The sequence below is a fragment of the Bradyrhizobium sp. JR4.3 genome, from assembly GCF_040547695.1.
Classification (GTDB): Bacteria; Pseudomonadota; Alphaproteobacteria; order Rhizobiales; family Xanthobacteraceae; genus Bradyrhizobium; species Bradyrhizobium canariense.
This window is the reverse complement of record NZ_JBEPQF010000003.1, coordinates 327978-353185: the sequence shown is the minus strand read 5'-3', so window position 1 is coordinate 353185 and position 25208 is coordinate 327978. Positions and strand designations below refer to the sequence as shown.

Annotated in this window: 27 protein-coding genes; 17 read left to right on the top strand and 10 right to left on the bottom strand. The window is 63.7% G+C overall.

Features of this window, described 5'->3' with window-relative positions; genetic code table 11:
* Positions 1 to 90 precede the first annotated feature (90 nt).
* Positions 91 to 819 carry a haloacid dehalogenase type II gene (locus tag ABIB91_RS07690; RefSeq protein WP_219680299.1) on the top strand — a complete coding sequence of 243 codons (729 nt, stop codon included), beginning with the start codon at positions 91 to 93 and terminating at the stop codon, positions 817 to 819.
* 30 nt (positions 820 to 849) lie between these two features.
* On the opposite strand, the gene ABIB91_RS07685 is transcribed toward ABIB91_RS07690, so the two are convergent.
* The 4 genes from ABIB91_RS07685 to ABIB91_RS07670 form a co-directional block, all read right to left on the bottom strand.
* Positions 850 to 2670, bottom strand: coding sequence for a peroxidase family protein (locus ABIB91_RS07685; RefSeq protein WP_354167715.1), 1821 nt, complete (start codon positions 2668 to 2670; stop codon positions 850 to 852).
* 192 nt (positions 2671 to 2862) lie between these two features.
* Entirely contained in the window at positions 2863 to 3003 is a 141-nt protein-coding gene (locus tag ABIB91_RS07680) for a hypothetical protein (RefSeq protein ID WP_354167718.1), read from the bottom strand.
* Positions 3004 to 3064: 61 nt separating this feature from the next.
* Positions 3065 to 3547 (bottom strand): bleomycin resistance protein, encoded by a 483-nt coding sequence (locus ABIB91_RS07675; protein ID WP_354167721.1) that lies wholly within the window; start codon positions 3545 to 3547, stop codon positions 3065 to 3067.
* A 92-nt stretch (positions 3548 to 3639) separates the two neighbouring features.
* Positions 3640 to 4305 carry a GntR family transcriptional regulator gene (locus ABIB91_RS07670; RefSeq protein WP_354167724.1) on the bottom strand — a complete coding sequence of 222 codons (666 nt, stop codon included), beginning with the start codon at positions 4303 to 4305 and terminating at the stop codon, positions 3640 to 3642.
* Between the two features lie 117 nt (positions 4306 to 4422).
* Between ABIB91_RS07670 and ABIB91_RS07665 the strand changes: the two genes are divergently transcribed.
* The 9 genes from ABIB91_RS07665 to ABIB91_RS07625 all read left to right on the top strand — a co-directional run bounded on the left by ABIB91_RS07665 (position 4423) and on the right by ABIB91_RS07625 (position 13328).
* The gene (locus tag ABIB91_RS07665) at positions 4423 to 5217 is read left to right on the top strand and encodes an enoyl-CoA hydratase/isomerase family protein (RefSeq protein WP_354167727.1); all 795 of its coding nucleotides are present in this window, start codon (positions 4423 to 4425) and stop codon (positions 5215 to 5217) included.
* A gap of 9 nt (positions 5218 to 5226) precedes the next feature.
* Entirely contained in the window at positions 5227 to 6486 is a 1260-nt protein-coding gene (locus ABIB91_RS07660; RefSeq protein ID WP_354167730.1) for a CaiB/BaiF CoA transferase family protein, read from the top strand.
* A gap of 46 nt (positions 6487 to 6532) precedes the next feature.
* Positions 6533 to 7522: a Bug family tripartite tricarboxylate transporter substrate binding protein gene (locus tag ABIB91_RS07655; RefSeq protein ID WP_354167733.1), complete on the top strand. Its 990-nt coding sequence runs from the start codon at positions 6533 to 6535 to the stop codon at positions 7520 to 7522.
* A gap of 193 nt (positions 7523 to 7715) precedes the next feature.
* Positions 7716 to 8198, top strand: coding sequence for a tripartite tricarboxylate transporter TctB family protein (locus ABIB91_RS07650; protein ID WP_354167736.1), 483 nt, complete (start codon positions 7716 to 7718; stop codon positions 8196 to 8198).
* An 11-nt stretch (positions 8199 to 8209) separates the two neighbouring features.
* Positions 8210 to 9772, top strand: coding sequence for a tripartite tricarboxylate transporter permease (locus ABIB91_RS07645; RefSeq protein WP_354167739.1), 1563 nt, complete (start codon positions 8210 to 8212; stop codon positions 9770 to 9772).
* Positions 9769 to 10773 carry a 4-hydroxythreonine-4-phosphate dehydrogenase PdxA gene (locus tag ABIB91_RS07640; protein WP_354167742.1) on the top strand — a complete coding sequence of 335 codons (1005 nt, stop codon included), beginning with the start codon at positions 9769 to 9771 and terminating at the stop codon, positions 10771 to 10773. The genes ABIB91_RS07645 and ABIB91_RS07640 overlap by 4 nt, the downstream gene beginning before the upstream one ends.
* A gap of 137 nt (positions 10774 to 10910) precedes the next feature.
* On the top strand, positions 10911 to 11120 hold the full coding sequence (locus ABIB91_RS07635) for a hypothetical protein (RefSeq protein ID WP_007591507.1): 210 nt from the start codon (positions 10911 to 10913) through the stop codon (positions 11118 to 11120).
* Between the two features lie 135 nt (positions 11121 to 11255).
* The gene (locus ABIB91_RS07630; RefSeq protein WP_354167746.1) at positions 11256 to 12317 is read left to right on the top strand and encodes a glycosyltransferase family 4 protein; all 1062 of its coding nucleotides are present in this window, start codon (positions 11256 to 11258) and stop codon (positions 12315 to 12317) included.
* A 12-nt stretch (positions 12318 to 12329) separates the two neighbouring features.
* Positions 12330 to 13328, top strand: coding sequence for a L,D-transpeptidase family protein (locus ABIB91_RS07625; RefSeq protein ID WP_219680279.1), 999 nt, complete (start codon positions 12330 to 12332; stop codon positions 13326 to 13328).
* 41 nt (positions 13329 to 13369) lie between these two features.
* Here ABIB91_RS07625 and ABIB91_RS07620 read toward each other — a convergent pair whose 3' ends face one another.
* The 3 genes from ABIB91_RS07620 to ABIB91_RS07610 all read right to left on the bottom strand — a co-directional run bounded on the left by ABIB91_RS07620 (position 13370) and on the right by ABIB91_RS07610 (position 15791).
* Complete coding sequence (locus tag ABIB91_RS07620; protein ID WP_354167750.1) at positions 13370 to 13786, bottom strand: cupin domain-containing protein; 417 nt, start codon at positions 13784 to 13786, stop codon at positions 13370 to 13372.
* A 10-nt stretch (positions 13787 to 13796) separates the two neighbouring features.
* Positions 13797 to 14540, bottom strand: coding sequence for an SDR family oxidoreductase (locus ABIB91_RS07615; RefSeq protein ID WP_354167753.1), 744 nt, complete (start codon positions 14538 to 14540; stop codon positions 13797 to 13799).
* Positions 14541 to 14777: 237 nt separating this feature from the next.
* Positions 14778 to 15791, bottom strand: a complete 1014-nt coding sequence (locus ABIB91_RS07610; RefSeq protein ID WP_354167756.1) for a formylglycine-generating enzyme family protein — start codon at positions 15789 to 15791, stop codon at positions 14778 to 14780.
* Positions 15792 to 16290: 499 nt separating this feature from the next.
* On the opposite strand from ABIB91_RS07610, the gene ABIB91_RS07605 reads away from it, so the two are divergent.
* Positions 16291 to 17277 (top strand): helix-turn-helix domain-containing protein, encoded by a 987-nt coding sequence (locus ABIB91_RS07605; RefSeq protein WP_354167759.1) that lies wholly within the window; start codon positions 16291 to 16293, stop codon positions 17275 to 17277.
* Between the two features lie 160 nt (positions 17278 to 17437).
* Here ABIB91_RS07605 and ABIB91_RS07600 read toward each other — a convergent pair whose 3' ends face one another.
* Positions 17438 to 18514 carry a methyl-accepting chemotaxis protein gene (locus ABIB91_RS07600; RefSeq protein ID WP_354167762.1) on the bottom strand — a complete coding sequence of 359 codons (1077 nt, stop codon included), beginning with the start codon at positions 18512 to 18514 and terminating at the stop codon, positions 17438 to 17440.
* A gap of 278 nt (positions 18515 to 18792) precedes the next feature.
* Here ABIB91_RS07600 and recJ point away from each other — a divergent pair, with 278 nt between their 5' ends.
* From recJ to ABIB91_RS07585, 3 genes are all read left to right on the top strand, one after another.
* Positions 18793 to 20634, top strand: coding sequence for a single-stranded-DNA-specific exonuclease RecJ (recJ, locus tag ABIB91_RS07595; RefSeq protein ID WP_354167765.1), 1842 nt, complete (start codon positions 18793 to 18795; stop codon positions 20632 to 20634).
* 44 nt (positions 20635 to 20678) lie between these two features.
* On the top strand, positions 20679 to 21488 hold the full coding sequence (locus tag ABIB91_RS07590) for an SDR family NAD(P)-dependent oxidoreductase (RefSeq protein WP_354167768.1): 810 nt from the start codon (positions 20679 to 20681) through the stop codon (positions 21486 to 21488).
* Positions 21489 to 21597: 109 nt separating this feature from the next.
* Positions 21598 to 22395 carry an aldolase gene (locus ABIB91_RS07585; RefSeq protein ID WP_354167771.1) on the top strand — a complete coding sequence of 266 codons (798 nt, stop codon included), beginning with the start codon at positions 21598 to 21600 and terminating at the stop codon, positions 22393 to 22395.
* A gap of 31 nt (positions 22396 to 22426) precedes the next feature.
* On the opposite strand, the gene ABIB91_RS07580 is transcribed toward ABIB91_RS07585, so the two are convergent.
* Complete coding sequence (locus tag ABIB91_RS07580) at positions 22427 to 23656, bottom strand: lytic murein transglycosylase (protein WP_354167774.1); 1230 nt, start codon at positions 23654 to 23656, stop codon at positions 22427 to 22429.
* 134 nt (positions 23657 to 23790) lie between these two features.
* Here ABIB91_RS07580 and ABIB91_RS07575 point away from each other — a divergent pair, with 134 nt between their 5' ends.
* The 3 genes from ABIB91_RS07575 to ABIB91_RS07565 all read left to right on the top strand — a co-directional run bounded on the left by ABIB91_RS07575 (position 23791) and on the right by ABIB91_RS07565 (position 24637).
* Entirely contained in the window at positions 23791 to 24051 is a 261-nt protein-coding gene (locus ABIB91_RS07575) for a hypothetical protein (protein WP_219680264.1), read from the top strand.
* Positions 24052 to 24123: 72 nt separating this feature from the next.
* Positions 24124 to 24375 carry a hypothetical protein gene (locus ABIB91_RS07570; RefSeq protein WP_354160550.1) on the top strand — a complete coding sequence of 84 codons (252 nt, stop codon included), beginning with the start codon at positions 24124 to 24126 and terminating at the stop codon, positions 24373 to 24375.
* A gap of 82 nt (positions 24376 to 24457) precedes the next feature.
* Positions 24458 to 24637 (top strand): hypothetical protein, encoded by a 180-nt coding sequence (locus tag ABIB91_RS07565; RefSeq protein ID WP_354160552.1) that lies wholly within the window; start codon positions 24458 to 24460, stop codon positions 24635 to 24637.
* Between the two features lie 27 nt (positions 24638 to 24664).
* Here the strand turns inward: ABIB91_RS07565 and ABIB91_RS07560 are convergent, their stop codons facing one another.
* Positions 24665 to 25189: a MarR family winged helix-turn-helix transcriptional regulator gene (locus ABIB91_RS07560; RefSeq protein WP_354160554.1), complete on the bottom strand. Its 525-nt coding sequence runs from the start codon at positions 25187 to 25189 to the stop codon at positions 24665 to 24667.
* Between the last annotated feature and the right edge of the window lie 19 nt (positions 25190 to 25208).

The window sequence follows — 25208 nt, the reverse complement described above, 5'->3', positions numbered from 1 at the left end:
AGCGCTATTGTTGCACGGAAAGGATCATGCTTTAAAGCCTTTCATCTGAGACGAAGCCAGCCGGGGCGCGGAAAATCCGCGAAGCGAAACATGACCACGACATCCGATCTCTCCGCCGTCAAAGCCCTCGTCTTCGACGTGTTCGGCACAGTCGTCGACTGGCGCACCAGCCTGATCACGGACTTCATGTGGTGGGCGAAGGGCCGCGGCATCTCCGCCGACTGGACCGCACTCGTCGACGGCTGGCGCGGCATGTACATGGCCTCGATGGATGACGTGCGCAAACATCCCGAGCGCGGCTATGTCATGCTCGATGATCTGCATCGCCGCTCGCTGGAAAAGCTGGTCGCGCAATTTTCGATTCCAGGCCTGACCGAAGCCGATCTCGATCACCTCACCAGGGGCTGGCACCGCCTGTATCCGTGGCCCGACAGTGTCGCGGGCCTGACGCGGCTGAAGACGAAATTCGTGATCTCGCCGCTGTCAAACGGCAATGTCGCGCTGCTCACCAACATGGCGAAGTTCGCAGGGCTTCCCTGGGACCTCATCATGTCGGCCGAGCTGTTCGAGCACTACAAGCCCGATCCCGAAACCTATCTCGGCGCCGCGCGCCTGCTCGGCCTCAAGCCGGAAGAGGTGATGATGGTCGCCGCCCACAACGGCGATCTCGCTGCCGCGCAGAAGAACGGGCTGAAGACGGCTTTCGTGGCGCGACCGACCGAATACGGTCCGCTCCAGAAGGTCGATTTCGAGGCCACCGGCAATTGGGACATCGTCGCCAGGGATTTTGGCGGAATCGCCGACAAGCTCGGGTGCTAAGGTGGCTGCGACTTTGCAGAGGGCCAAGGCTCAGCCTCGCAGCACGTTCCACGGGGCGAAGGCGTTGTTGACGCCCTCGAGCGCCGGTCCGAGTTGCGGCACATGCCGCAGCAGCACCGATTTCATTCCGTTGTTGTGGATCCAGTCCAGACCGAAATTGGTGTAGACTTCCGCCCGGTAGTCATCGGTGAAGAACCGGTCGCTCTTGAGACGCCGCGATGCCATCAGGATGAAAATGCGGAAGGCGGTATCGCTGAAGCCAAAACCATCCGGCAGGTCCTCGGCCAATAGTCCGACCATCAGATCAACGCGATCGACGTCGCCCTTGTAGATCGCGCGCATCTTCCTGGCCGCGCCGGGGATGCTGGTGATTTCCTCGAATGTGTTGACCCGCTTCTTGCCGACCAGTTCGCGAAACCGATTGTAGCGCGGCACGCCGCGCTCGCGATCGCGCATGATATCGATGGCGGCCACGTCCAGCAACGGCTGGCCGTCTTTCGTGAACTGGCGCAGGAAGTTGGGAAAATTGTAGAGGCGAATGGCGCCTGGATGAGCGGTGCCGAAGGAGTGGAGCAGGTTGGCGAAGCCGTGAGTCTGCATGAACTTGCGGGAGGCGGGGCCCTGCATATGGACCAAATCGCTAGGGGTAATCTCTGCGCTATCGAGCCGCCGTACATCCATCTTTTCGGGGATCAGCGGGTGCAGGCGGTACACGGCGGTGAATTCCTCCGTCATCGCGTAGGGCGCGCTGTGCTGATCCGTCGGAGAGCCGATGATACCAAAGGCGGCTTCGCTGTCCTTGCCGAGCACTGCGCGCAGCACCCGGCACGGGATCCCCGACCAGTTGGCGTGCATGCTGAAGTCCAGTGCGGGATGGCCGAGGATGCCTGGCGTCCATTCGACGGTGTGGATCTTGGCGATCAGGGCTGCGTTGATCAGGCGCGCATGCTGGAATAGCGCCTCGTCGTTCCAGGTCGGATACCGCGTCTTCAAGCCGTCGCAGATGACATTGTGCTCGCGTGCAAAGAGGTTGTGCAGCAGGCTGAGCCCCACCCACCAATTGTCATTGAAGCCGGTGAGATCGGCGCCCGGATGGACTGGATCGGCTGGAAGCATCCCATCATCGCCGACAGCGATCTTCCCATCTGCCCCGGAACGGATCTGCATCTGCCTCGCGCGGTCGCTGCCGTAGATCTGTCCGGCGTCCCACCAGTGCGAGTTGAGGTTGCGGAACGTGGGAGTCGCGCCGAGCCATGGTTCACGTGGCGTCTCGTCGCAAACGGTCCGACGGATCTTCATGCAGCCGTCGATCCGCTCATCCGCAGGCCATTCGTCGTTTGGCTTCAGCGGAATTTTGAACTCGTTTCCCGACTTAGGGGCCCCATGGCTGAACCAATTATGGGTTTCGAACTGGATCCAGGCGGCGGCCAGCAGATTGAGGCTGGTCGCGGGAATGAATTCGCGGCGCGCCAGCAATTCCTCCGAGATCACGCGCGGACTGGGTTCGAGCAGGTCGTCCAGACTGTCCGGTACACATTCGGGCAGCGCGAAATTGCGTCCGAACCGGGCGCCAGCCATCCCCATGCGCGGATGGTCGAGACTGTTGAACGAGCCGTCGGCGGAACGCCAGCGGTCATTGCCCGTGCTCCAGCGAGGCGATGTCGTGCCGTAGCCGGTATGGTGCAGATTGTGCTCACGCAGCCGGTCGCGGAACGCCGAGAGATTGGCAGCTCCGAGCAGGGTCGGCAGTTTGTCCCATGTGACAAAGAAGTTGACGGCCCGATAGACAACATCCGGGACCCATTGGAGCCGGTCACGATGGAAGACAAAACCATCGTTCTCGCGGGACATTGACGCTCCCAAACAATTCACGTCAATAAATGCGATCTGCAATTAGTAGCTGTAGTTCAATAACACCAAAATGTCCGCCTGCCAACGCCGCCGGAGACATTGCGGATTGCAATTGCTTGCCGGTCAGCCGGACAGTGGTGATCGTTCGGACGGCCCGGGCGCCGCGTGCGCCACCCGGACCTGATCCGCCGATTACAACGTCATCTGCATCGGTTCGGGATAATAGTGGAATCCTTCGCCGGCCTTGGTCGCAATTGCGGCGCGCGACAAAAGACGTCTGTTGCCGACGACCTTCGTCAGCACGATCCGACCAGTGCGATCGAATGCAATCAATGATTGTGTCGTGATTGTGTCTGCTGGCCGCGATACGGCGGGACGCATGAATCTTTTTGTGTCAGGAAGGCGTGCGCATGCCCAGGCGTTCGACGAAGCGCACGAGGTAACCATCCGGATCTTGAACGAGAAATTCCCGTTGTCCGTACTCGATAGCACCGACCCGGTACCAGGCTTCATTCGGCTGCTCGTAGAGCGGCCAGTTGTCATCGTCGAGAGCCCTCAGCATCGGATCGATGTGATCGACGGCCATCTGAAAATTGACGCCGCGTCCGAACGGGCGCTGCATTTCTGCCGTTTCCCAGCGTCCGTTCAACTCGCAGAGCATCACTTGCAGACGCCCCCGGACGAGATAGGCAAATCGCGCATCGGGGCGGTCATAAGCGATTTCGAAGCCGAGCAGGCCTCGCCAGAACGACAGGCTGTCTTGAATGCTGGTGACGCCGAGTTCGGGAACGAGATCGGCAAAGCCGCCTTGCGGCGTATTTCCGGTGCTGTCGGAGGTCGCGCGAGCGCCGGGATCGGAAAGCAGGGGCTTGGTCATTGCGGCTTGGCCTGATGGTCGTGATCGATGTGCGAGGCGGTTATGGCAGGGAAATGGTGCGACGGATAGAAGCCGAAGTGGCGAACGCCGTCTCACGCAATTCTCGGCGTGAGTTCGCTCCCTTCCGTTTCAGCAAAGCCCGCCTGCAAAACCTCTTCGCGCTTGTGGCGTAGATGCGCGCGCAGGATATGGGCGAGGCCGACGCCGTCGCGCCTCTGCAGTGCGTTCAGGATGGCATCGTGCTCCTTCACGGCGACCGCCCAGCGCTCGGGCGTCATCGGCGTGACATAACGCGCGCGCCGGATGCGCGCGGTCACCGACGCATACAGCCCTGCAAGCACCGGGTTTCCGGCCGCAGCGACGATGGCTTCGTGAATGGCGCGGTTGCCGCGATAGTACCGGATCAGGTCGCCCTCGCGATGATGATGCACCATCTCCGCATGCGCGGCGGCGATCGCGTCGATCTCGGGATCGGTGATGCGTTCGCAGGCGAGTTCGCCGGCGAGCGCTTCGAGACCCTGGCAGACCTCGAAGAGGTCGCGTATGTCCTTGTCGGTCAGTTTTGCGGCGCGCGAACCGCGATGCGGCAAAAGCTGCACGAGCCCTTCGGCGGCGAGCACCTTGAGCGCCTCGCGTAGCGGCGTGCGCGATATCTGAAGCCGCTCACACAGCTCGCGCTCGGGAATCCGCGCGCCCGGCGGGATTTCGCCGTCGAGCAGGATGGCACGGATGCGGCCGACGACTTCCTCATGGAGCATGGGTCTGAAGTCCATTTGAATGCAAAAATGAGGCTATATGCGAATTAATGCAAGTTCCAGCTTGTACATCGATCATTTTGCATTCAAAAATGTAGAAAAGCAGAAGGACATGAGGAAATGGACCAGCAGGTGGTGGCGGAAGACCTCGGTTTCGAGCGCCAGGACGGTATCGGGCGGATCACCTTCAACCGCCCGCAGGCGCGCAATGCCTTCACCTTCGCGATGTACGAGCGGCTCGCCGCGATCTGCGAGGAGATCAACGACGATCACGCGGTCAAGGTGCTGGTGCTGCGCGGGGCCGGCGACAAGGCGTTTGCCGCCGGCACCGACATCAATCAGTTCCGCGATTTCAAGTCGCCGCAGGACGCGATCGACTACGAGAACCGCATCGATCGGGTGCTGACCACGCTCGAGCAGTGCCGCGTGCCGACGATCGCGGCGATCAACGGGTTCTGCACCGGCGGCGGCGCGGGCATTGCCGCGGCCTGCGACCTCCGTATTGGCACCCAAAGCGCGAAAATCGGCTTTCCCATTGCCCGCACGCTCGGCAATTGCCTGTCGATGTCCAATGTCAGTCGTCTCACCGCGCTGATCGGCGCTGCCCGCGTCAAGGATCTCATCTTCACCGCGCGCCTCGTCGACGCGACGGAGGCGGCCAGTGTCGGGCTGCTCGGCGAGGTCGTCGAGGATCTTACCGCGCTCGACAGGCGCGCCGACGAGGTTGCCCGATTGCTTGCCAGCCACGCGCCGCTGACGCTGAATGCGACCAAACAGGCCGTGGCGCGTCTGCAAAGGCGGCTGACGCCGGACGAGGGCGAGGACCTCATCCTGATGTGCTACACGAGCCAGGATTTTCGCGAAGGGCTCGATGCTTTCCTCACCAAGCGCGCGCCGCAATGGCGCGGCCAATAGGACGCCCCGATGCAAAGCGATCGCTCGCAATCAACCTCCGGCCGTTCGGGGCCGCTTGCCGGCCTCAAGGTCATCGATCTCACCCATGTCATGGCGGGGCCGACCTGCACTTTGATGCTGGCCGACATGGGCGCCGACGTGATCAAGATCGAGAAATCGCCGAACGGTGACGACACCCGCCATTCGGTGCCGCCGAAGATTGGCGACGAGGCGGCCTCCTTCCTGATGATGAACCGCAACAAGCGTGGCATCGTGCTGGATCTGAAGACCGATGGCGGCAAGCAGGTGTTGCGGCGGCTGATCGCGGGCGCCGACGTGCTGGTCGAGAATTTTGCGCCGGGCGCCATGGAGCGCCTCGGCTTCGGCTACGACGACCTGCACAAGCAGCATCCAACGCTGATCTATTGCTCGCTGTCGGGCTTCGGCCGCACCGGACCCTACAAGCACCGCCGCGGCTTCGATCTGGTCGCCCAGGCGATGAGCGGCATCATGAGCTTTACCGGCGAACGTCCCGATGGTCCGCCCGTGAAATGCGGCCCGCCGCTGTCCGACATCACCGCCGGCCTGCTGGCGAGCATGGGCATCCTCGCGGCCTACACGCACCGTCTCAAGACCGGCGAAGGGCAGTGGGTCGAAACCTCGCTCTATGAGGCCGCGCTGGTGCAGACCTACTGGCAATCGACCATCGCGCTCGCAGCGGGCACCGCACCGCGTGCGATGGGTTCGGCCCATCCGCTCAACGCGCCGTACCAGGCCTTCGAGGCCGCGGATGGCTGGCTCGTGGTCGGCGGCGCCAACAAGAAGCACTGGCTGTTGATGCTGGAAGCGCTCGGCGCGAGCGAGCTCGCGGCCGATCCGCGTTTCATCAATGGCGCCGACCGCATGGCCAATCTGAAGGAGCTCGAAGCTGTCCTGAGCGAGCGCTTCCGCACCCGCACGCGCGCGCACTGGCTGGCGGCGCTGGACGAGAAGGGCGTGCCCTGCGGACCCGTCCACGACATGCTGGAGGCACTCAGCGATCCGCAGACGCTGGCGCGCGAGATGGTCGTCGAGGTCGAGCATTCCACGCTCGGTCCCGTGAAGACGATCGGCTTGCCGGTCAAGTTTTCGCAGACCCCAGGCAAAGTGCGCACGGGCGCGCCGGTCTACGGTGAGCATACAAGCGAGGTGCTGGTCGAGCACGGGTTCGACCAGAAGCAGATCGAAGCGCTCGAAAAAGAAGGCGCAATCGTCCTGGCATCAGGAAGACGCGAGGAACGCGTCGCCTGATCGGATGTCGAAAACAACAAGAGACAAAAATCAGCTGGAGGACATCATGGGTCGGACGTCAACACTTCTGCTCTCCGCCGCAATTGTGCTCGCCGGCACGATGCCGGCGCTCAGCGCCTGGCAGCCGCAAAAGCCGATCGAGTTCGTGGCGACCGCCGGGCCCGGCGGCGGCACCGACAATCTCGCGCGCGCGGTGCAGAACATCATCACCAAGCACAAGCTGGTGGAGCAGCCGATCGTTGTCGTCAACAAGGGGGGCGGCAGCGGCGCGGAAGGCTATGTCTACGGCAAGGCGTCCGCCGGCGATCCCTACAAGGTGATCTTCGGCACGTCGAATGCCTGGCAGCAGCCGCTCGTCTCCAAGGTCGCCTTCAACTACACCGATCTCACAGCGATCGCGGCGATGGCGCAGGACGAGTTCCTGCTCTGGGTCAAGCAGGACGCGCCCTACAAGACGGCGGGCGACTATCTGAAGGCGGCCGCCTCGGGCGAATTCAAGATGGGTGGCGCGCAGTCGAAGGATACCGACGAGGTGCTGACCCGCATGATCGAGAAAGCCGGCCACATCAAGCTGACCTACATCCCCTTCAAGAGCGGCGCAGAGACTGCCGTGCAGCTCGCCGGCGGACACCTCGACTCCCACGTCAACAATCCCAGCGAAAGTCTCGGGCAATGGCGCGGTGGAACGCAACGACCGCTTTGCGTTTTCAGCCCGAAGCGGCTGCCGCAGGGCGCCAAGGTCACCGCGACCGAAGGCTGGGGCGACGTTCCGACCTGCGTCGAGCAGGGTCTCGACATCAAGCAATATGAGCAGCCGCGGACGGTGTGGCTCCCCGGCAAGGTCACCCCGGACCAGGCCGCGTTCTATGTCGACCTCATGAAGAAGGTGCAGGCGACGCCGGACTGGAAGGACTACATCGAGAAAACCTCCCAGGTCGACACGTTCCTGACCGGCGCCGAACTCGACAAGTTCATCAAGGAGGACCTCGAGCACGTCAAGCAGGTCGCGGGCGAGCAGGGCTGGTTGGTCAAGTGAGGCGGCCGATGGCGTTCGATCGCGCAGCCGAGTTCAACCACCGTCCTCATCCTGAGGAGCCCGCCGCAGGCGGGCGTCTCGAAGGATGGCCGGGGATGGGATGTCGTCCGGAGCCGTCCTTCGAGACGCGCGCCAAAGCGCGCTCCTCAGGACGAGGACTGAGCAAACATCTGGCGCTTCGCTGGAGCGGCCCATGATCTCGCGCCGCGCCCTCGAACTTGCGACCGCCGTTCTCACCGGCAGCTTTGGTGTGGCCGTCGTCGTTTCCAGTCTCGGCAACGGCATCGGCTGGTCAAGCGCGGGCGTGGACGCCGGGACGTTTCCGTTCCTGACCGGGATCATCATCGTGCTCGGAAGTCTCTACAATCTGGTGCGCGGTTTGATGCCGGTTGCGTCACTGGCGAACGTCCCAATTGCCATCACATCGATCGAGCTACGCCGGCTTGCCGGCCTGTTCGTGCCGGCCGCGATTTTCGTGGCTGCGATCCCGTTGGCCGGGATGTACGTCGCCTCGGCGCTGTACATCTTCGCGGTGCTGGCGATCCCCAGACAACAATCCGTGCCGCGCGCGCTTGGCATGGCGGCGGCGACAGCGCTTGCGCTCTACGTCGTGTTCGAGCGCATGTTCCAGGTGAGCTTGCCGCATGGCGCGCTCGCCGCGGCATTCGGCTTCTGACGGAGAGGCCGATGGACAATCTCGGGGAACTCCTTCACGGCTTTGGCATCGCGATCACGCTGCCGCATCTGGCGCTGATGGTGATCGGCGTGCTGCTCGGCATTCTCGTCGGCGTGCTGCCTGGGCTGGGTGCTCCGAACGGGGTGTCGCTGCTGCTGCCGCTGACCTTCGGCATGCAGCCGGTCTCTGCCATCATCCTGCTCTCCAGCATGTATTGGGGCGCGTTATTCGGGGGGTCCGTGACCTCGATCCTGTTCAACATCCCGGGCGAGCCGTCGTCTGTCGCCACCACCTTCGACGGCTACCCGATGGCGCGCGACGGACGGCCGACGACGGCGCTCGCCACCGCCTTTGGCTCGGCGGCGTTCGGCGCGCTGATCGGCGTCATCCTCATCACCTTCCTCGCATCATGGGTGGCACAGGTCGCACTCGCCTTCGGGCCCGCGGAATATTTTGCAGTCTATTTCCTGGCCTTCGCCAGCTTCGTCGGCATGGGCGGGGCGGCCCCGATCAAGACCGTCGTCGCGCTGGCGATCGGCTTTGCGATCGCCGCCATCGGCATCGACACGGTCTCCGGCAGCGTGCGCCTCACCATGGGTGTCGACGAGCTCGTCAAAGGCGTGAACTTCGTCGTCGCGGTGATGGGCCTGTTCGGCATCGGCGAGCTGCTCGTCGCCGTCGAAGAAGAGTTTCATGCCCGCGCAGTCTCGTCGAAGATAGAGTGGCGCGAGGTGTTTCGTGCCGTCGTCCGCCTGCCGCGCCATAGCGTTGCGCTGCTGCGGAGCGCGGCCATCGGATGCTGGATGGGGATCACGCCGGGCGGTCCGACTGCGGCGTCGTTCATGAGCTACGGCATCGCCCGACGCTTCTCGCGCCGCGGCCGATATTTCGGCACGGGGGAGGTCGAAGGCATCATCTCGCCGGAGACGGCCGATCATGCCGCCGGCACCAGCGCGCTTTTGCCCATGCTCTCGCTCGGCATTCCCGGCTCGGCCACCGCGGCCGTCATGATGGGCGGGCTCATGATCTGGGGCCTCAATCCCGGGCCGATGCTGTTCGTCGACCAAAAGGACTTTGTCTGGGGCCTGATTGCGTCGATGTATGTCGGCAACATCGTCGCCGTTGTGCTGGTGCTGCTGACCGTGCCGGTCTTTGCGGCGCTGATGCGGATTCCCTTCGTGATCATCGCGCCGCTGATCGTGATCATCTGCGTTGTCGGCGCCTATTCGGTGTCGAACTCCTATCTCGATGTCGTCATGATGCTCGGCTTCGGAATCGTCGGCTATCTCTTCAAGAAGCTGTTCTATCCGCTGGCGCCACTCGTGCTCGCGATCGTCATCGGCGACAAGGCTGAGGACGCGTTCCGGCAGTCGATGCTGATGTCCAAGGGATCGCTCGGGATATTCTTCGCCAACAAGCTGGTGACATGCCTGATCGTGGCGGGCATCGTGCTGTTGCTGCTTCCGCTCGTGCTGCAGCTTGCGCGCTTGCTGCGCAAGCCTGCGCCGTCGATCCACGAGACGACAGTCCAGAACACAGCTCGAGAGACCGCTCGAGAGAAGGTGATCATATGACCGCAAAGCCGCTCATTGCGCTAGCAATGGGAGATCCCGCTGGCATCAGCCCGGAATTGACAGCAAAGCTCGTGGTGCAGGACGACATCCGCGCCCGCTGCCGGATCGTCGTGATCGGCGACCGCCGCATCTTCGACGATGGCGCGCGCGTTGCCGGCGTCAAGCCGGAGCTGACCATGGTGGAGCAGGGGGCCGATCTGCGCGAGGCGGTGGGCGAGACGCTGTTCGTCGATCTCGGCCACCTCGATCCCGGCGAGGTCCAGCAGGGGATCGCGAGCCTCGCCGGCGGCAAGTTCGCGCTTGCCAACTACAAGCACGCGCTCGAACTCGGCCGCGACGGCCGGGTCGATGCCGCCTGCTTTACGCCGTTCAACAAGCAGGCGATGCGGCTGGCCCGCGCCGAGTATGACGATGAGATCGCGTTCTCCGCCGAAGTGGTCGGACTCAAAACTCCCGCAAGCGAGTTCAATGTGCTGGACCGGCTCTGGAACGCCCGCGTGACGTCCCACATCCCGCTCAAGGACGTCGCCGCGCGACTGTCCGGCGAACGTATCCATCGCGCGCTCAAGCTGACTGATGCCTGCATGCGCAATGCCGGCTTCGCCCGGCCGCGCATCGCGGTCGCCGGTCTCAATCCGCATGCCGGCGACGGCGGTAATTTCGGCCGCGAGGAGATCGATGTCATCGCACCCGTGGTCGCGGCCGGCCAGCGCGAGGGCATTGCCGCCGAAGGGCCGTTCCCGGCCGACACCGTGTTCCTGCGCGCCAAAAGCGGCGCCTTCGATGCAGTGCTGACGATGTATCACGACCAGGGCCAGATCGCGATGAAGCTGATGGGCTTTGATCGCGGCGTGACGTTGCTCGGCGGCTTTCCATTTCCGATCTGCACGCCGGCGCACGGCACTGCCTACGACATCGCCGGCCAAGGCATTGCATCAGTCGGTGCCAGTCGTGCCGCGGTGTTGCTCGCCGCGGAGATGGCCGTGCGTCGCGTCGCCTGATTTCTCCGACGGGGAGGTGGGCGCCTGCTTGTGTCTGCGGTGGCCGCGCAGTTTCGGACTTTCCGGGAAGAAGTGGAAACTTCCGTCCTCGTAACGAGTTGCCGTCGCATGAACGTCTCCAATCTCGGAGTTGGAACATGGTCGACGACGACCCGCTACGAACGGCGGTGGATATTGCTTGGTCCGTTTACCGCGCCCGGCATCGCCACGTCGATGCCGCGGATAGTCGTCGCTGCCTGCTTGAGCGTCATCTGCAAGGGAGATGGAAAGCGCGCGGGAGCGATGCCGAAGAACTCACGCAATTCGGGATTGCCTTCCTCGATCGGCTTCCTGACGACGAATGTTGAGGCTCATGGAAGGGCTCGTCTGCCGGGTCGCGGCCGCAAGTGCCAGGCCGAATTGGACGCTGCTCGCGATTTCGAACCTTCTGTCCGCCGCGATCATTCTGGTCGTGCGTGCGGCGGTTTAACGGGTAGCCTCTCATGCGCATCGCTCAGATTGCTCCCCTCGCCGAAAGCGTCCCTCCGAAACTTTACGGCGGCACCGAGCGGGTAGTGGCCTGGCTGGTGGATGGGCTGGTCGAGCTCGGCCACGAGGTCACGCTGTTTGCGAGCGGCGATTCCAGGACGAATGGTGCGCTTCATCCGGTTTGGCCACGCGCGCTGCGTCTCGGGCGGAAGGGGGCGGACCCGACGGCCGCGAGCGCCATGCTGATGGAGGCGATTGCAAGGCGTGCGAAGGAGTTCGACGTGATCCACGCGCATGTCGACTGGCTGTCGTTGCCGTTGCTCAGCCGTCTCGGCGTGCCGTTCCTCACGACCATGCACGGTCGCCTCGACTTGCCTGGGCTACCCGACGTAGCCAGGCAATTCCCTGAAGCATGCTTTGTGTCGATTTCCGATCATCAGCGCCTGCCGCTTCCCGATGCGAAATGGATCGGAACCATCCAGCACGGGCTGCCGTCCAACCTGTTTCGTCCGTCCTACGAACAGGGGTCCTATTTGGCGTTTCTCGGGCGTCTCACCGCAGACAAAGGTCCGGAAGACGCCATTCGCATCGCACGTGCGGTCCAGATGCCCCTCCGCATCGCCGCGAAGGTCCCCCGCGCCGAGACAGCCTACTTCAGGAAGCACATCGAGCCCAACATCGACGGTAAGAACATCCAGCTTGTTGGTGAAGTCGATGACGCGAAGAAACAGCCCTTCCTTGCCGAAGCCGCTGCGCTGTTGTTTCCGATCGACTGGCCGGAGCCGTTTGGGCTGGTCATGATCGAAGCCATGGCATGCGGAACCCCGGTGATCGCCTATCGCTCCGGCTCTGTCCCCGAAGTCGTCGAGCACGGATTGACAGGCTTCATCGTCGAGAACGAGGAGCAGGCCGTCAGGGCAGTCGGCGAATTGGGCAAGCTGGATCGAAGGAAGGTGCGCGCCCGCTTCGAGGAGCGCTTTTCCGCGAGCCGAATGGCGAGGCAGTACGAAGACCAGTACCGCAAACTGGCTGCCGCCGCGGCTCGGGAGTTGATCACTGAACCGTCGGAAACGTGAAAGGACCCGGCGATGTCGCTCGGAAAAGCGGGGCAGATTTGCATCTTTCTGGTCTTCGCTCTGGCTGCGCCGCCGGCGTTCGCCGCGGAGATCGACGCCGCTGCCATCAAGGTCGCTGAGCCGTCGAAGAAAACCCTGTCGAACGATAAGCCGACCGCGGCGGGTGTCCGGTTGCAGGTCCTGCTGGACCGCGCGCACTTCTCGCCCGGCGAGATCGACGGCAGGTTCGGCGAGAACGCCAAAAAGGCGTTGCGGGCCTATGCCGAAGCGCGGCAGCTGCCGGTTTCGGACACCGTGACGGACGATGTCTGGACCGCGTTACGGGCGGACGACCGGCCGGTGACGATGACCTATGCCATCACCGAGCAGGACGTGGCGGGTCCTTTCCTGAAAAAGCTGCCGTCGAAGATGGAGGACATGATGGAGCTTACAAAGCTAGGCTTCACCAGTGCGCGCGAGGCCCTGGCCGAGAAATTTCACATGAGCGAGCAGCTTCTGGCCGCGCTCAACTCCGGGCGCCATTTCGATCGCGCCGGCGACACCATCGTCGTGGTGGACACATCAGGCGCAGGCGAGGGCATCTCCACCAAGGCCGACAGGATCGAGGTCGACAAGGTCAGGCAGACTGTAAAACTGTTCGACAAATCGAATGCGCTGATCGGATTTTATCCCGCGACGGTCGGCAGCGAAGAGAAGCCGTCGCCTTCAGGCACGCTCAAGGTCACGGAAGTCAGCCGAAATCCGTACTATCGCTACAATCCCGCTTATCGTTTCAAGGGCGTCCATTCCCGCAAGCCCTTCACCATCAAGCCCGGCCCGAACAATCCGGTCGGCACGGTCTGGATCAACCTGTCTGCCGAGGGCTACGGCATTCACGGCACGCCTTCGCCGGAGAAGATTTCCAAGGCGGAATCTCACGGCTGCGTGCGTCTGACCAATTGGGATGCCGAGCGCGTCGCCGGCCGTGTCTCGAAAGGCACGCCGGTGGCATTCGTGGGCAGCCCCGGATGAACGAACGCCTCGAGGTGGCAACGCCGCTCGCCGATTGTGCGCTATTTCGGGATCGGCATCGTCAGCTCCTTGTCGGCCGTATCCACCACGAAGACAGCCAGCAATTTTGCGGGTTCGGTGTCGCTGGCATTGGCGCTGACGGCATGACGGTCGCCGGGCTTTTCAGAGAAGTTCTCGCCCTTGTGAAAGACCTTGGCGGGGCCGTCATTGACCTGATTGCGGATCGCGCCTTCCAGGACAGTGGCGTAGATGAAAGCCGAGGGCGCGTGGATGTGGGCCGGTGAGGACCCTCCGGGACCATACTCGACCAGCACGCCTTTCATGCTCTTGCCCGGAACATTGGGCAGCGCCTGGTCGAACACGACCGTCACCTTGGCCGTGGGTGGCGCCGTCTCGGCGGCATGGGTCGTCAGGAATGATGCGGCATAAACAGCGGTTGCGATCAGCAATCTGCGCATGGGAATCTCCTCAAAGTCTCGCGAGCCATGTTGCGAGCGACGTTTTGCCGAGCCGCGCCTCGCCGAGAGGGTTCAGCGATGTGTCGTCGATGGGAGCGCCGTAGTACGGCGCCTTTGGGTCTCCCACCACGGGTCGAGCGTCGCCGGACGCCTTCAGGCGCCGTGCGATGAATTCGTTGAAGGGCGCCTTCTCAGGTCCTGCGATATCGATCGTGCCGTTGAGCGGCTGGCCCATCGCGACCTCCGCAAGGCGATCGGCGACGTCCTCGGCTGCGATCGGCTGAAACAATGCCGATGGAACGACGATCCGGCCCTCGGCCGCACCCATGTCACCGATGGCGCTGAGGAATTCGAAGAACTGGGTGGCGCGGACGATCGAGTAGGGGACCGGAGATGCCTTGACGATGGTCTCCTGCGCCAGCTTGGCACGAAAATAGGCGATGTCGGGCGAGCGCTCGGTCCCGACGATCGAGAGCGCCACATGATGCTTCACGGCCGCAGCCGCCTCGGTCGCAGCGAGGTTTTTGCTCGAACGCTCGAAGAATTCGAGCACGGCGGCAGGCTCCCAGGACGGCGCGTTGGCAACGTCAACCACGACATCCGCACCCGCCAGCACGGCTGCGAGGCCTTCCCCGGTCACGGCGTTCACGCCTGACTTCGGCGAAGCCGCAACAGCGTCGTGGCCTTGTTGCTTGAGCTTCGTTACGAGCTTGGATCCGATCAATCCGGTCCCGCCGATCACGACGATCTTCATGGCCTATCTCCTCGGCACGTTGCGAGCGCGAGCCTTTCAGGATCGACGGCGCCCGCGTCGCGAAAGCGATGAGGCGACTCTTACCGGGGAAATGGGGCAGGCTCTTGCCTGTAACCGGCCTGCCTTGTCCAAAAATGCTGAAGACGTCTGTCCAATCGCCGATAGATAAAGTTGCGTATCGAAATAGTCCGACGCACGGAGCGCACCGCTGACGCCGGCATCCGCCAGCGGCGCTCGCTAGATTGCAGCACGTCCGTCTCGTTGGCGTTCGGTTACAGACGGCATTCGCACCACGCAGCGGAACCCGACATGGCCGGTCGAGGTATCGACCGGCTCGGCGTGCCGCGCAGCCGGGCGATATCGGCGGCAATAGTTCGGCGCGCAAAGATGCGAGCCGCCCTTGAGGACCTTGCGCGGAATCTGGATGTCGGGGAGGCGAGGGTCGTAGCTTGTGTGCTCACCGCCGCCGCGGGGATTTTTGGGGATGCAGCAGGGCTTTGCAGCGTCGGCGGCGTGCTTCGACGACCACCAGTCGGAGGTCCACTCCCAGACGTTGCCGATCATGTCGTAGAGACCGTAGCCGTTCGGCGGGAAGGCCATGACCGGCGAGGTACGCTCGTACCCATCCTCGCCGAGATTCTGGACGGGGAAGTTGCCCTGCCAGATATTGGCCATGTGCTTGCCGCCCGGCACCAGCGCATCGCCCCAGGCGTATTCCTCCGCCTCGAGGCCGCCACGCGCGGCGAACTCCCACTCCGCCTCCGTCGGCAAGTCCTTGCCGGCCCAGTGGGCATACGCTGCCGCATCGCTAAAGGAGACGTGAACGACGGGATGGTCGTCGAGGTCCTTGATGTTGCTGCCGGGACCATAGGGATGACGCCAGTTGGCGCCGCGCAAGAATGTCCACCACTGGCTCCAATCGGTCAGATCGGTGATGCGCGGCAGCGGTGAGAACACCAGCGATCCCGCGTACAGCATCTCTGCCAGCGCGCCTGGATAATCGTTCGGATCGGGAACGATCTGCGCCTCGGTGACATGGCCGGTTGCGTTGACGAACTGCTTGAACTGTCGGTTGGTCACCGGCGTGCGGTCCATCCAGAAGCCGTCGACAGCGACGCGATGGCTCGGCGCTTCCTCCGGATAATGATGGTCGGACCCCATGCGAAAGGTTCCGCCGGGAATGAAGACCATCTCGCCGGTCTTCAAATCATCCGGCAACCACTCGCAGTGATCCAGATCCGCTCGCAACATGGTGGAAGCTCCGATACCCGCATTCCTCCCGATGCTACTGCGCTACCTCTGGCAGACTTCGACGATGGCTCCTTGCCCGGCCCATTGGACGCATTGTCTGGTCCCCCACTTTTTTGGCGCTCCGGGCAGAGGAGGACGCTGCATTGCGTCCACATCTCTTTCCTTTGCACGCACGTCTTCGAACACGCGGCAAATCCATGCCGCGTGCGCTCTGCCACCCGCAGAACGCTTCCGCTTAATATCGCTAAGGTTGCAAATGATACTCGAAGATTGGACGGCTGTGATGTGCAATTTGTGCCAGTCTGCCCGGGCAGTGAGACCTAGTGCCCCATGGCTCAGATCCTTCAGTGCAGAGGCATTTGAGAGCAAATCTTGCGACAAATTCGGCGATGACTTGCCTGAAAACGCGAAGTCAGCTTGTCGTACCCACCTCGCGTTGTAGTGGTACTTTGCTATCGCGTGCCGCAGAATTGTCGCGCTTCAGTAACACGGTACAGCCATGGGGCAATTCCTTCTGGTTGATTCGCGCAAGCTGGATGGTTTCGAAGGTCTTCAGCAGGCCGTCCACGGCTCGCATGTCGATGTGATGCAACTCGGCCGCGGTCGGTTGCGCGGAACTTTATCCCATGTCGGAATCGGCGACTTCTCGCTCAGCATTGGTGCTTTCAACGTCGGCATGCGCACGCAGCGGGTTTCCAGCGACGACAGACTGATCATCGGGATGCTGCTCGCGGCCGAAGAGCGCGTCGCCCACTGGTCGTTCGACATGCAGCTCAACGATGTGCTCGTCATTCCGCCGCGGCTCGAACATGACGGTGTTTTTCACGGCGGCTCCGCCTACGCCGCCATGCGGTTCGACCTCAACGAGGTCGCGACGCTGTTCGGCGGAGAAGCACGGCTGAGCGACCCCGACACTTGGCGCAGCCGCGGTCATTTCCGCGCGCACATCGAGACCGGCGCGATCGCCTCGCGCCGCCTGGTCCGGATCATGTCGCACCTACGCGACAACAAATATGGGCTGACGCCATCAACGGCCGATTTCTGGAAACGATCGATCGCCGAATGCATGGCTGCCAACGTCGCGTCGTCGCTGCCACCCGATGGCAACGGCTGGCTGCCTTCCGCGCGACGGCTGATTCGCAAGGTCGAGGAGTTTCTCGACGACGCGGGCACCCGTCCGGTGCACGTGTCGGAAATTTGCGCGGCGCTCGGCGTATCGCGGCGCACCCTCCACCGCGCCTTTCAGGAGGTATTCGGTCTCGGCCCGGTCACCTTCCTCAGGCACAAGCGTCTCTGCGCTGTTCATTCGATCCTGCACCAGAGCGCACCTGGCTCGACCACCGTGACAGCCGTCGCCATGCAACAGGGCTTTTACGAGCTCGGCCGGTTTTCGCAATATTACCTGGCAATGTTCGGGGAGCGTCCGTCGCAAACGCTTGGAATTGCGACGATGCAGGCCGTCGAAGACGATATCACCGGAGCCTAGCGCTCTGAGTCTGGACCGCGAACGACGCCATGATGGCATGCGTGCCGGTGTTTTGCCGGCGTGAAACGGCGAAAAAAACCGTCATGAAAACAACCAGATGGCTACTGTGCATGGGGTTGTTTTCACGGTTTTGAGTTGGATAGGCAGGCCGCCTTCAGCTTTACGCCCCGCAGACGATCACGCCATACCAGCCCAGACCCCGATAGGTCTCGTAGCCCGGGGTGGCATGGAACGCGACCAGCGTGCCCGAGCTGTCCTGATAGAAGCCGGAACGCTGGCCATTGAGCGACAGCGAGATGCGTTCGCTGAGAATGCCTTGTCCGTCGGAAGCGGCGATCACGCGAAGATTGGAATCGACCAGCAGCACGCGCGCCTTGTCGCTGTCGCCGACACGCACGCCTTGCACGATGGCGCGGGCCTGTGCCTCCCAGTCGAAATGGATGGCGAGCACCCCGATCGGCGTGCCGTTGGCCTGTCCACCGGCGCGGACGCTGGCGCAATAGGTCGCGACCTGGGCGTTGCCGAGCAGCGGCTGGTTCTCGACGTCGCCGGCGACATAGTCGTCGCCGGAGCGCAGGGTCTTGGCCTCGCGAAACCATTTGGTGTGGGCGACGTTCTGGCCGACGGCGTGAAACCGATCGGCGCGGCCGTTGGCGATGACGTTGCCATCGAGGTCGCAGAGCCAGAGGTCGAGATAGACGGTGTAGGCCCCCAAGATCACGCCGAGACGCTGCGAGGCATGGGACACGGCCGCGCCGTCGGGCGAGGCCGCGCAATCGACCAACGCGGAATCGGTCGCCCACCAGCGCACGTCGCAGGTCCGTTCATAGAGGTTGCGGTCGATCAGCTCGATGGCGTTGAGCGACAAATCGACCATGCGCTCGCCGCGCGAGCGCTGGCTCATCCGGTCGATCGAGGAGACGAGATCGCCGGTCCGTTTCGTCAATTGGCTTTCGAGCTCGCGGGCGATGGTCTCGACCTGCTGGCCGACGCCGCGGACCTCCTGCGCCACCACGGCGAAGCCTGCGCCCTGCGCGCCGGCGCGCGAGCTTTCGATCAGCGCGTTCAGTGCCAGCATCTTCATCTGGTTGGTGATCTGCTGGATCGACTTGGTCTTGTCGACCGCGATCTGGTTGACCTCCGCCGTGAGGCGGTTGATCAGCGCGGAGATGTCGGAATCATCCTCGGCGGATTCATTTGCGATCGGCTTGGCTTTGAGACCCAGCGCAGCAGACATCGGGGGCTTCCCTTGGCAATGAGGTCTGATCTGCAACGAACCCGGAACAATCACTGACAGATCGAATACAATTCTTTTTCGAAGATTCCGCCTAACGCCTGCTTAATTTGCTGTTTTGCGGAATGCTCAAATGATAGTCAGTCCGCGCAGCAAAGCGGCAATCCACCGCTTTGTGCGGCGCAGACATTGCAAATCCCGGGGGATTGCGGGCCAATCGTTCCGTCGGCCGGGCGATGCAATACCTCCGGCTCCCAGGTTCCTCAAACCGACCGCTGTTCATGACGCCGCCCGCCACCGCCTTGCCCGTCGAAGCGCCCCAGGCATTCCTGGGGGTGGCGCGCTCGCTCACCGACAAGCTCTGGCGCGACCGGCTGGATGGGCGCGGGGCGGCGAAGGCGCTTGCCATCGTGCAGCGCCACCAACTGCCCGAGCTGCTGGCGCGGGTGCTGGCGGGCCGTGGTGTCGACAGCGACGCTGTCGCAGATTTCCTCGATCCAACCATCCGCAAGCTCCTACCGGACCCGTTCACGGTGACGGAGATGGAGGCCGCCGCGAAGCGGATCGCGGATGCCGCAGGGAACGGTGAGAAGGTCGCGATCTTCGGCGATTACGATGTCGACGGCGCGACCTCGGCGGCGCTGCTGACCTGGCATCTGCGCCATTGCGGGCTCGATCCGCTGATCCACATTCCCGACCGCATCTTCGAGGGCTACGGGCCCAACACGGAAGCCGTGCGTGCGCTGGCCGAAAAGGGCGCCACGCTGCTCGTCACCGTCGATTGCGGCACCACCAGCATCGAGCCGCTCGCCGAAGCAAAACGTCTCGGCATGTCCGTCGTCGTGATCGACCATCACCAAGCCGGCACGGAGCTGCCGCTGGTCGATGCGCTGGTCAATCCGAACCGGCTCGATGATCTCTCCGGCCTCGGCCATCTCGCCGCCGTCGGCCTCGTGCTGGTGACGTTGGTCGCGGTCAATCGTGAATTACGCCAGCGCGGCTTCTGGACCGCGGAGATGCCCGAGCCGGATTTGCTCGGCATGCTGCATCACGTTGCGCTCGGCACGGTTGCCGACGTCGCGCCGCTGATCGGTCTCAACCGCGCTTTCGTCGCCAAAGGCCTGATCGCGATGCGGCGGCGCGACCATGTCGGCCACACCGCGCTGATGGACGTGGCGCGGCTCAACGGCCCGCCGGAGGCCTGGCATCTCGGATTCATGCTGGGGCCGCGCATCAATGCCGGCGGCCGCATCGGCCGCGCCGATCTCGGCGTGCGGCTGCTTCTGGAGGGTGACAGCGTCGAGGCCGCGCGGATCGCCGCCGAACTCGACCGCCTCAACAGCGAGCGCCGGATCATCGAGCAGGCGGCCGAAGCGCAGGCCGAAGCCGAGGCGCTCGCCTCGATCGGGCTCGAGGACAAGATCGGCGTGCTCGTGACGGCCTCCGAAGGCTGGCATCCCGGCGTGGTCGGTCTCGTTGCGTCCCGGTTGAAGGAGAAGTTCTCGCGGCCCGCCTTCGCGATCGCGCTGGAGCCCGGCGGCATCGGCACCGGATCCGGCCGCTCGATTGCCGGAGTCGATCTCGGCAAGGCCGTGCGCCAGGCGGTCGCCGACGGCATTCTGCTCAAGGGCGGCGGCCACGCCATGGCCGCGGGCGTCACGCTGCGCAAGGAAAAGCTCGCCGAATTTCGCGCCTACCTCGAGCATGCGTTGGCCCGCGACGTTGCCGAGGCGCGCCACGTCAACGAGCTCTACATCGACGGCGCGGTCTCCGCGCGCGCGGTGACGACCGAGCTTGCAACGACGCTCAACCGCGCCGGTCCCTTCGGCAGCGGCAATCCGGAAGTCGTGTTGGCGCTGCCGGCGCACCAGCTCGTCTATGCCGACGAGGTGGGACAGGCACATTTGAGGCTACGCTTCAAGTCGGGCGACGGCGCCATCGTCAACGGCATCGCGTTCCGTTCGATCGGACAGAAGCTCGGCAATGCGCTCGTTGCCAATCGCGGCCAGCAATTGCATGTCGCGGGATCATTGTCGCTCGATCGCTACCAAGGCGCCGAGCGTGTGCAATTCCGCGTCGTCGACGTCGCGCTACCCGACCAGGGACCATCCATGATTAGATAGGTCCGGCAAACAACAAAAAACGAATAGCAAAAAAGGGAGTGAACATGGCAGGGCAGGTTGAGGGCAAGGTCGCGCTGGTGACCGGCGGCGCCTCCGGCATCGGCGAGGCCGTCGTCGAGATGTTCGCGCGCGAGGGCGCCACCGTCATCGCCACCGACATCGACGAGCTGCGCGGCCCCGAGCTCGCCAATCGCATCACCAAGGCCGGTGGCAAGGCGATTTTCCTGGAGCAGGACGTCACCAGCGAAGAGCGCTGGATCGAGATCACAGCCAAGATCGCGAAGCGCTTTGGCCGGCTCGATATTCTCGTCTCCAACGCCGGCATCGGCATTGCCGTGCCCTCGATCGTCGACATGACGCTCAGCGATTGGCGCAAGCAGAACGCGATCAACCTCGACGGCGTCTTCCTCTCGGTCAAGCATTGCCTGCCCCTGATGCGCAAGACCGGCGGCGGCTCGATCGTCATGATGTCCTCGCTCGCGGGCCTGCGCGGCGCGCCCGGGCTGTCGGCCTATTCGGCGACCAAGGGCGGCGTGCGGCTGTTCGCAAAATCGATCGCGATGGAGTGCGCGGCGGCCTGTGACGGCATCCGCGTCAACTCCGTCCATCCCGGCATCATCGACACACCGATTTGGGGCAAGATCCCGACCGGCGCGACCGGCAACCAGGGCAATGCGCCGATCGATCCCGAGGAGCGTGCGCGCGTCGTAACGCCGCTCGGCCGCGCCGGTCAGGCTGCGGAAATTGCCTCTGGCGTGCTGTATCTGGCCTCCGATGCCTCGCGCTACGTCACCGGCAGCGAGCTCGTCATCGACGGCGGCATGAATGCCGGCGGCGTACAGCGGCGGCAATAGCCCGCCGCGCGGGCTGCGAAGGGCAGGGTGGCGCCCGCGGGGGCTGACGCGCAGGCGTCGGACCTGTACAACGCGGGCGTCTTCCGACCGACAGAGGTGTCCTTCCGCCATGGCGCACAGCCTTGACTCTTCGTCATCCACGCCAGCAACGTTTCGATCGAACCGTCCGGATCTCGCGAGCGACGCGATCCGCAGCGCGCGCGAGGATCTTGCCGCCTGCTTTAGGATGGCGGCGCGCAACGGCTTTGAGGAGGGCATCTGCAACCACTTCTCGGCCGTGGTGCCGGGCCATGACGATCTCTTCCTGGTCAACCCTTACGGCTACGCCTTCCGCGAGCTGACCGCGTCAAAACTTCTGATCTGCGACTTCCACGGCAATGTGCTCGACGGCGAGGGCGTGCCCGAGGCGACCGCGTTCTACATCCATGCCGAGATGCACAAGCGCCTGCCGCGCGCCAAGGTCGCCTTCCACACCCACATGCCCTACGCCACGGCGCTGTCGATGACCGAGGGGGATCCGCTGATCTGGGCCGGCCAGACCGCGCTCAAATTCTACGGTCGAACGGCCGTGGACCGCGACTACAACGGCCTCGCACTCGACAACCGCGAAGGCGCACGCATCGCGTCGGCCGTGGGGGATGCCGACATCATCTTCATGAAGCATCACGGCGTGATGGTGCTGGCGCCGACCATCGCGGAGGCCTGGGACGATCTTTATTATCTCGAACGCGCCGCCGAGGTGCAGGTGTTGGCGATGTCGACCGGGCGACAGGTGCTGCCGGTCGATCCCGCGATTGCGGCCGAAACCTACAGGCAGATGCGCGAGGGAGATTCCGAATCCGCGCGGCTGCATCTTGCCGCAATCCGCCGCCAGCTCGATGCGGAAGAGCCGCAGTACCGGCACTAGCGATCGCGTCGTAGCCCGGATGGAGCCATAACTAAGACCCCTGGCGCAGCTTCGCCAGCACCTTCAGCCCGCCATAGCCGTCCGCAGGCGTGATGCCCGCGCGCTGCTGAAAGTCCTTGATCGCTTTCATGGTGTCGTTGCCGACACGGCCATCGGTGCCGCCGGTATCGAAACCCGCCTTGGTCAGGCGCGTCTGCATCTCCTGCACCTCGGCGAGCGTCAATGCGCGCTCGGAGCCGGGGAATGGCTGGATGAAAGGCGGGGCGCCGAGGCAGCGGTCGCCGAGATGGCAGATCGCCAGCGCATAGTTCATCGAGGGATTGTAGCTCTTCACCGCGTTGAAATTCGGTCCCAGCAGAAATGTCGGCCCGCCTGCAACCGGCGTCCACATCTGCGCGGATGCGGAGGCTTGCGGAAACGGCTGGCCGTCGGCGCGGGTGACGCCGGCCGCCTGCCAAGCCGCATAGGTCCGGCTGCCGCTCATCTCACCGGGCGTGCGCACCTCGTAGCCCCAATGCTCGCCGCGGTGCCATTTGCCGCGATTGACGAGATATTTTGCGGTCGAGCCCAGGGCATCGTCGGGCTTGCCGAACGGCGAGACCTTGCCGTCGCCGTCATAGTCGATGCCGACATTGAGCCAGACTTCCGGCATCCATTGCGAATGCCCCATTGCGCCGGCCCAGGATCCCTGCATCTGCTCAGGCGTGCTCCAACCGTTGTCGACGATGCGCAGCGCGTTGATCAGCTCAGTTTCCCAATAGGCTTTTCGGCGCGGCTCGTTCCAGGCGAGGGCGGCGAGAGAGGGAAACACCGGCGTCATGTGGTTCTGCTGCACCAGCGGATCGCCATAGGCGGACTCGACGCCCCACAGCGCCAGCAGCGTACCGCGCTCGACGCCGAAATCGCGCTCGATGCGCGCGAGCAGCGCCTCGTTGTTCTTCAGCGCGATCTTGCCGTTGATGATGCGCCAGTCGGAGACGCGGCGATTGATGTATTGCCAGACCTGCTCGTGGAATTCGGGCTGGTTGCGCATTTGCTTGAAGACGCTCATGTCGGGCTCGACCCGCGCCATCGCGCGCTGCCATGTCGCAGCCGAGATGCCCTTGGCCATTGCACGACCGCGAAAACCCTCACGCCATTCCTCGAAGCCCGGAGGTGCGGCCAGGATGCGCGTTGGGAATGCGATGAGGGCGGCTGCGCCGAGCGTCGATCGAAGCAGAGCGCGGCGGCTGCGAGAGGATATAGAATCAGCGTGTTTCATGGATGCATTCTAGCGGGAAACATGGCGGCTGTGACCGGTTCCTGGAACTGGAGGAACAGACGCGGGCCCCGCGTTCCCCGGAACAAACTGTCGCACTCCCGCATTCCCCCAGCACCAATTTGGAGGAGAAGAAGATGAGGAAATATCTGTTTGCCGCGGCCATGGTCACCGCCATCGCTGCGCCTGCTTTTGCCGACGAAGTCGGCGTTCACGTCGGTCCGGTCGGTGCCGGCGTGACGGTCGGACAGTCTCACGAATATCGTGAGCGGGACCGCGATCGCGACCGCACCACCGTCATCAAGGAGCGTGAACCTGCCGATCGCACCACGGTGATCAAGAAGGAAGATGAATTCGGCAATCGCAGCAAGACCGTGATTCATCACGACAACGACTGATGGAGTGGGGCCCCGGCCGATGGCCGGGGCCTGCCGTCGCACGCAGTCCGTTCATCGATAATTCGGGGTGGAATGAAGATACGCGCGCATGCGGAAAGTCATGTCGTCGAACTCGACGACGGATCGCAATGGCAGATCTTTCCCGGCGATCTCGCGACCACGCTGAGCTGGAAGCCCGAAACCGACCTGCGCCTGGAGCGAAGCTGCGACCGGGTGAGTTCGCATGAGCTGGTGAATGACACCGATCAAAGCCGCGTCCGGGTGATTGCCGCGGGCGAGACCTGGCCTGATGGCGAGGTTAAGAAAGTGTTGAAGGGGAAATAGGGCGCGCGCCCGTAACGGATGTCCCGAATTTTGAGCCTGCAACTTTACGGTCGGTTTGTTTCCCTCTGTGCACAATGCGTGAATGCAGGAGCTGTTCGACATCATCCGCGCTAATCCCTGGCCGTTCGGCGCCGGGTTGTTCGTCGTCATCCTGATGATCCTGGCGGAGAACTTTGGGCGCGGTATTCAAGGCGATGGCGCCGTCAGTGACTTCTCGGATTCGGATGGTGGCGGCTGCGGCGACGGAGGAGGCGGCGACTAGGTCCCGCCAGCGGCAAGCGCGCTTCGCCTAGTCCTCCTGCAAATCGGCCGCGATGCCTGCGAGCCACCGGCGAATGCTTGCCTCGGCCTTGGCATCGAGCCCGGCGGCCAGCCGCTTCTCCAACGCGATCACCCTTTCCCGGCACGCTTTCAAAAGCGTCGCGCCGCGCGGCGTCAGTGTCCATTGCTGGATGCGGCCGTGGACGGGATGCGGCGTCATCACAATCGCACCGTCGCGTTCGAGATTGCGGATGATGACGCCGACGGTCTGGGGCGTCAGAAAGGTGAGGCGGGCAACGTCGGCGCCCGAGAGGCCCGGATAGGCGTTGAGCATGGTCAGCACCGCGAATTGCGGTGAGGTGACACCGAGATCGGCCAGCGACCGCTCCATCGTCAGACGGACCGCGGCGTGGGCTTGGCGCAGCAGATAGCCGAGATAGCCCTGCTCGCCGCGCTTGCCTTCCCCTGGGGCTGGCACGCGCACCGCCGGGGCAGACGTGGGGGCCTTCCGCCGCGGTTGCGATCTCGTGATATCGGGCGGCTTGCGCAACATGTAAGTGCTCTTATAATGT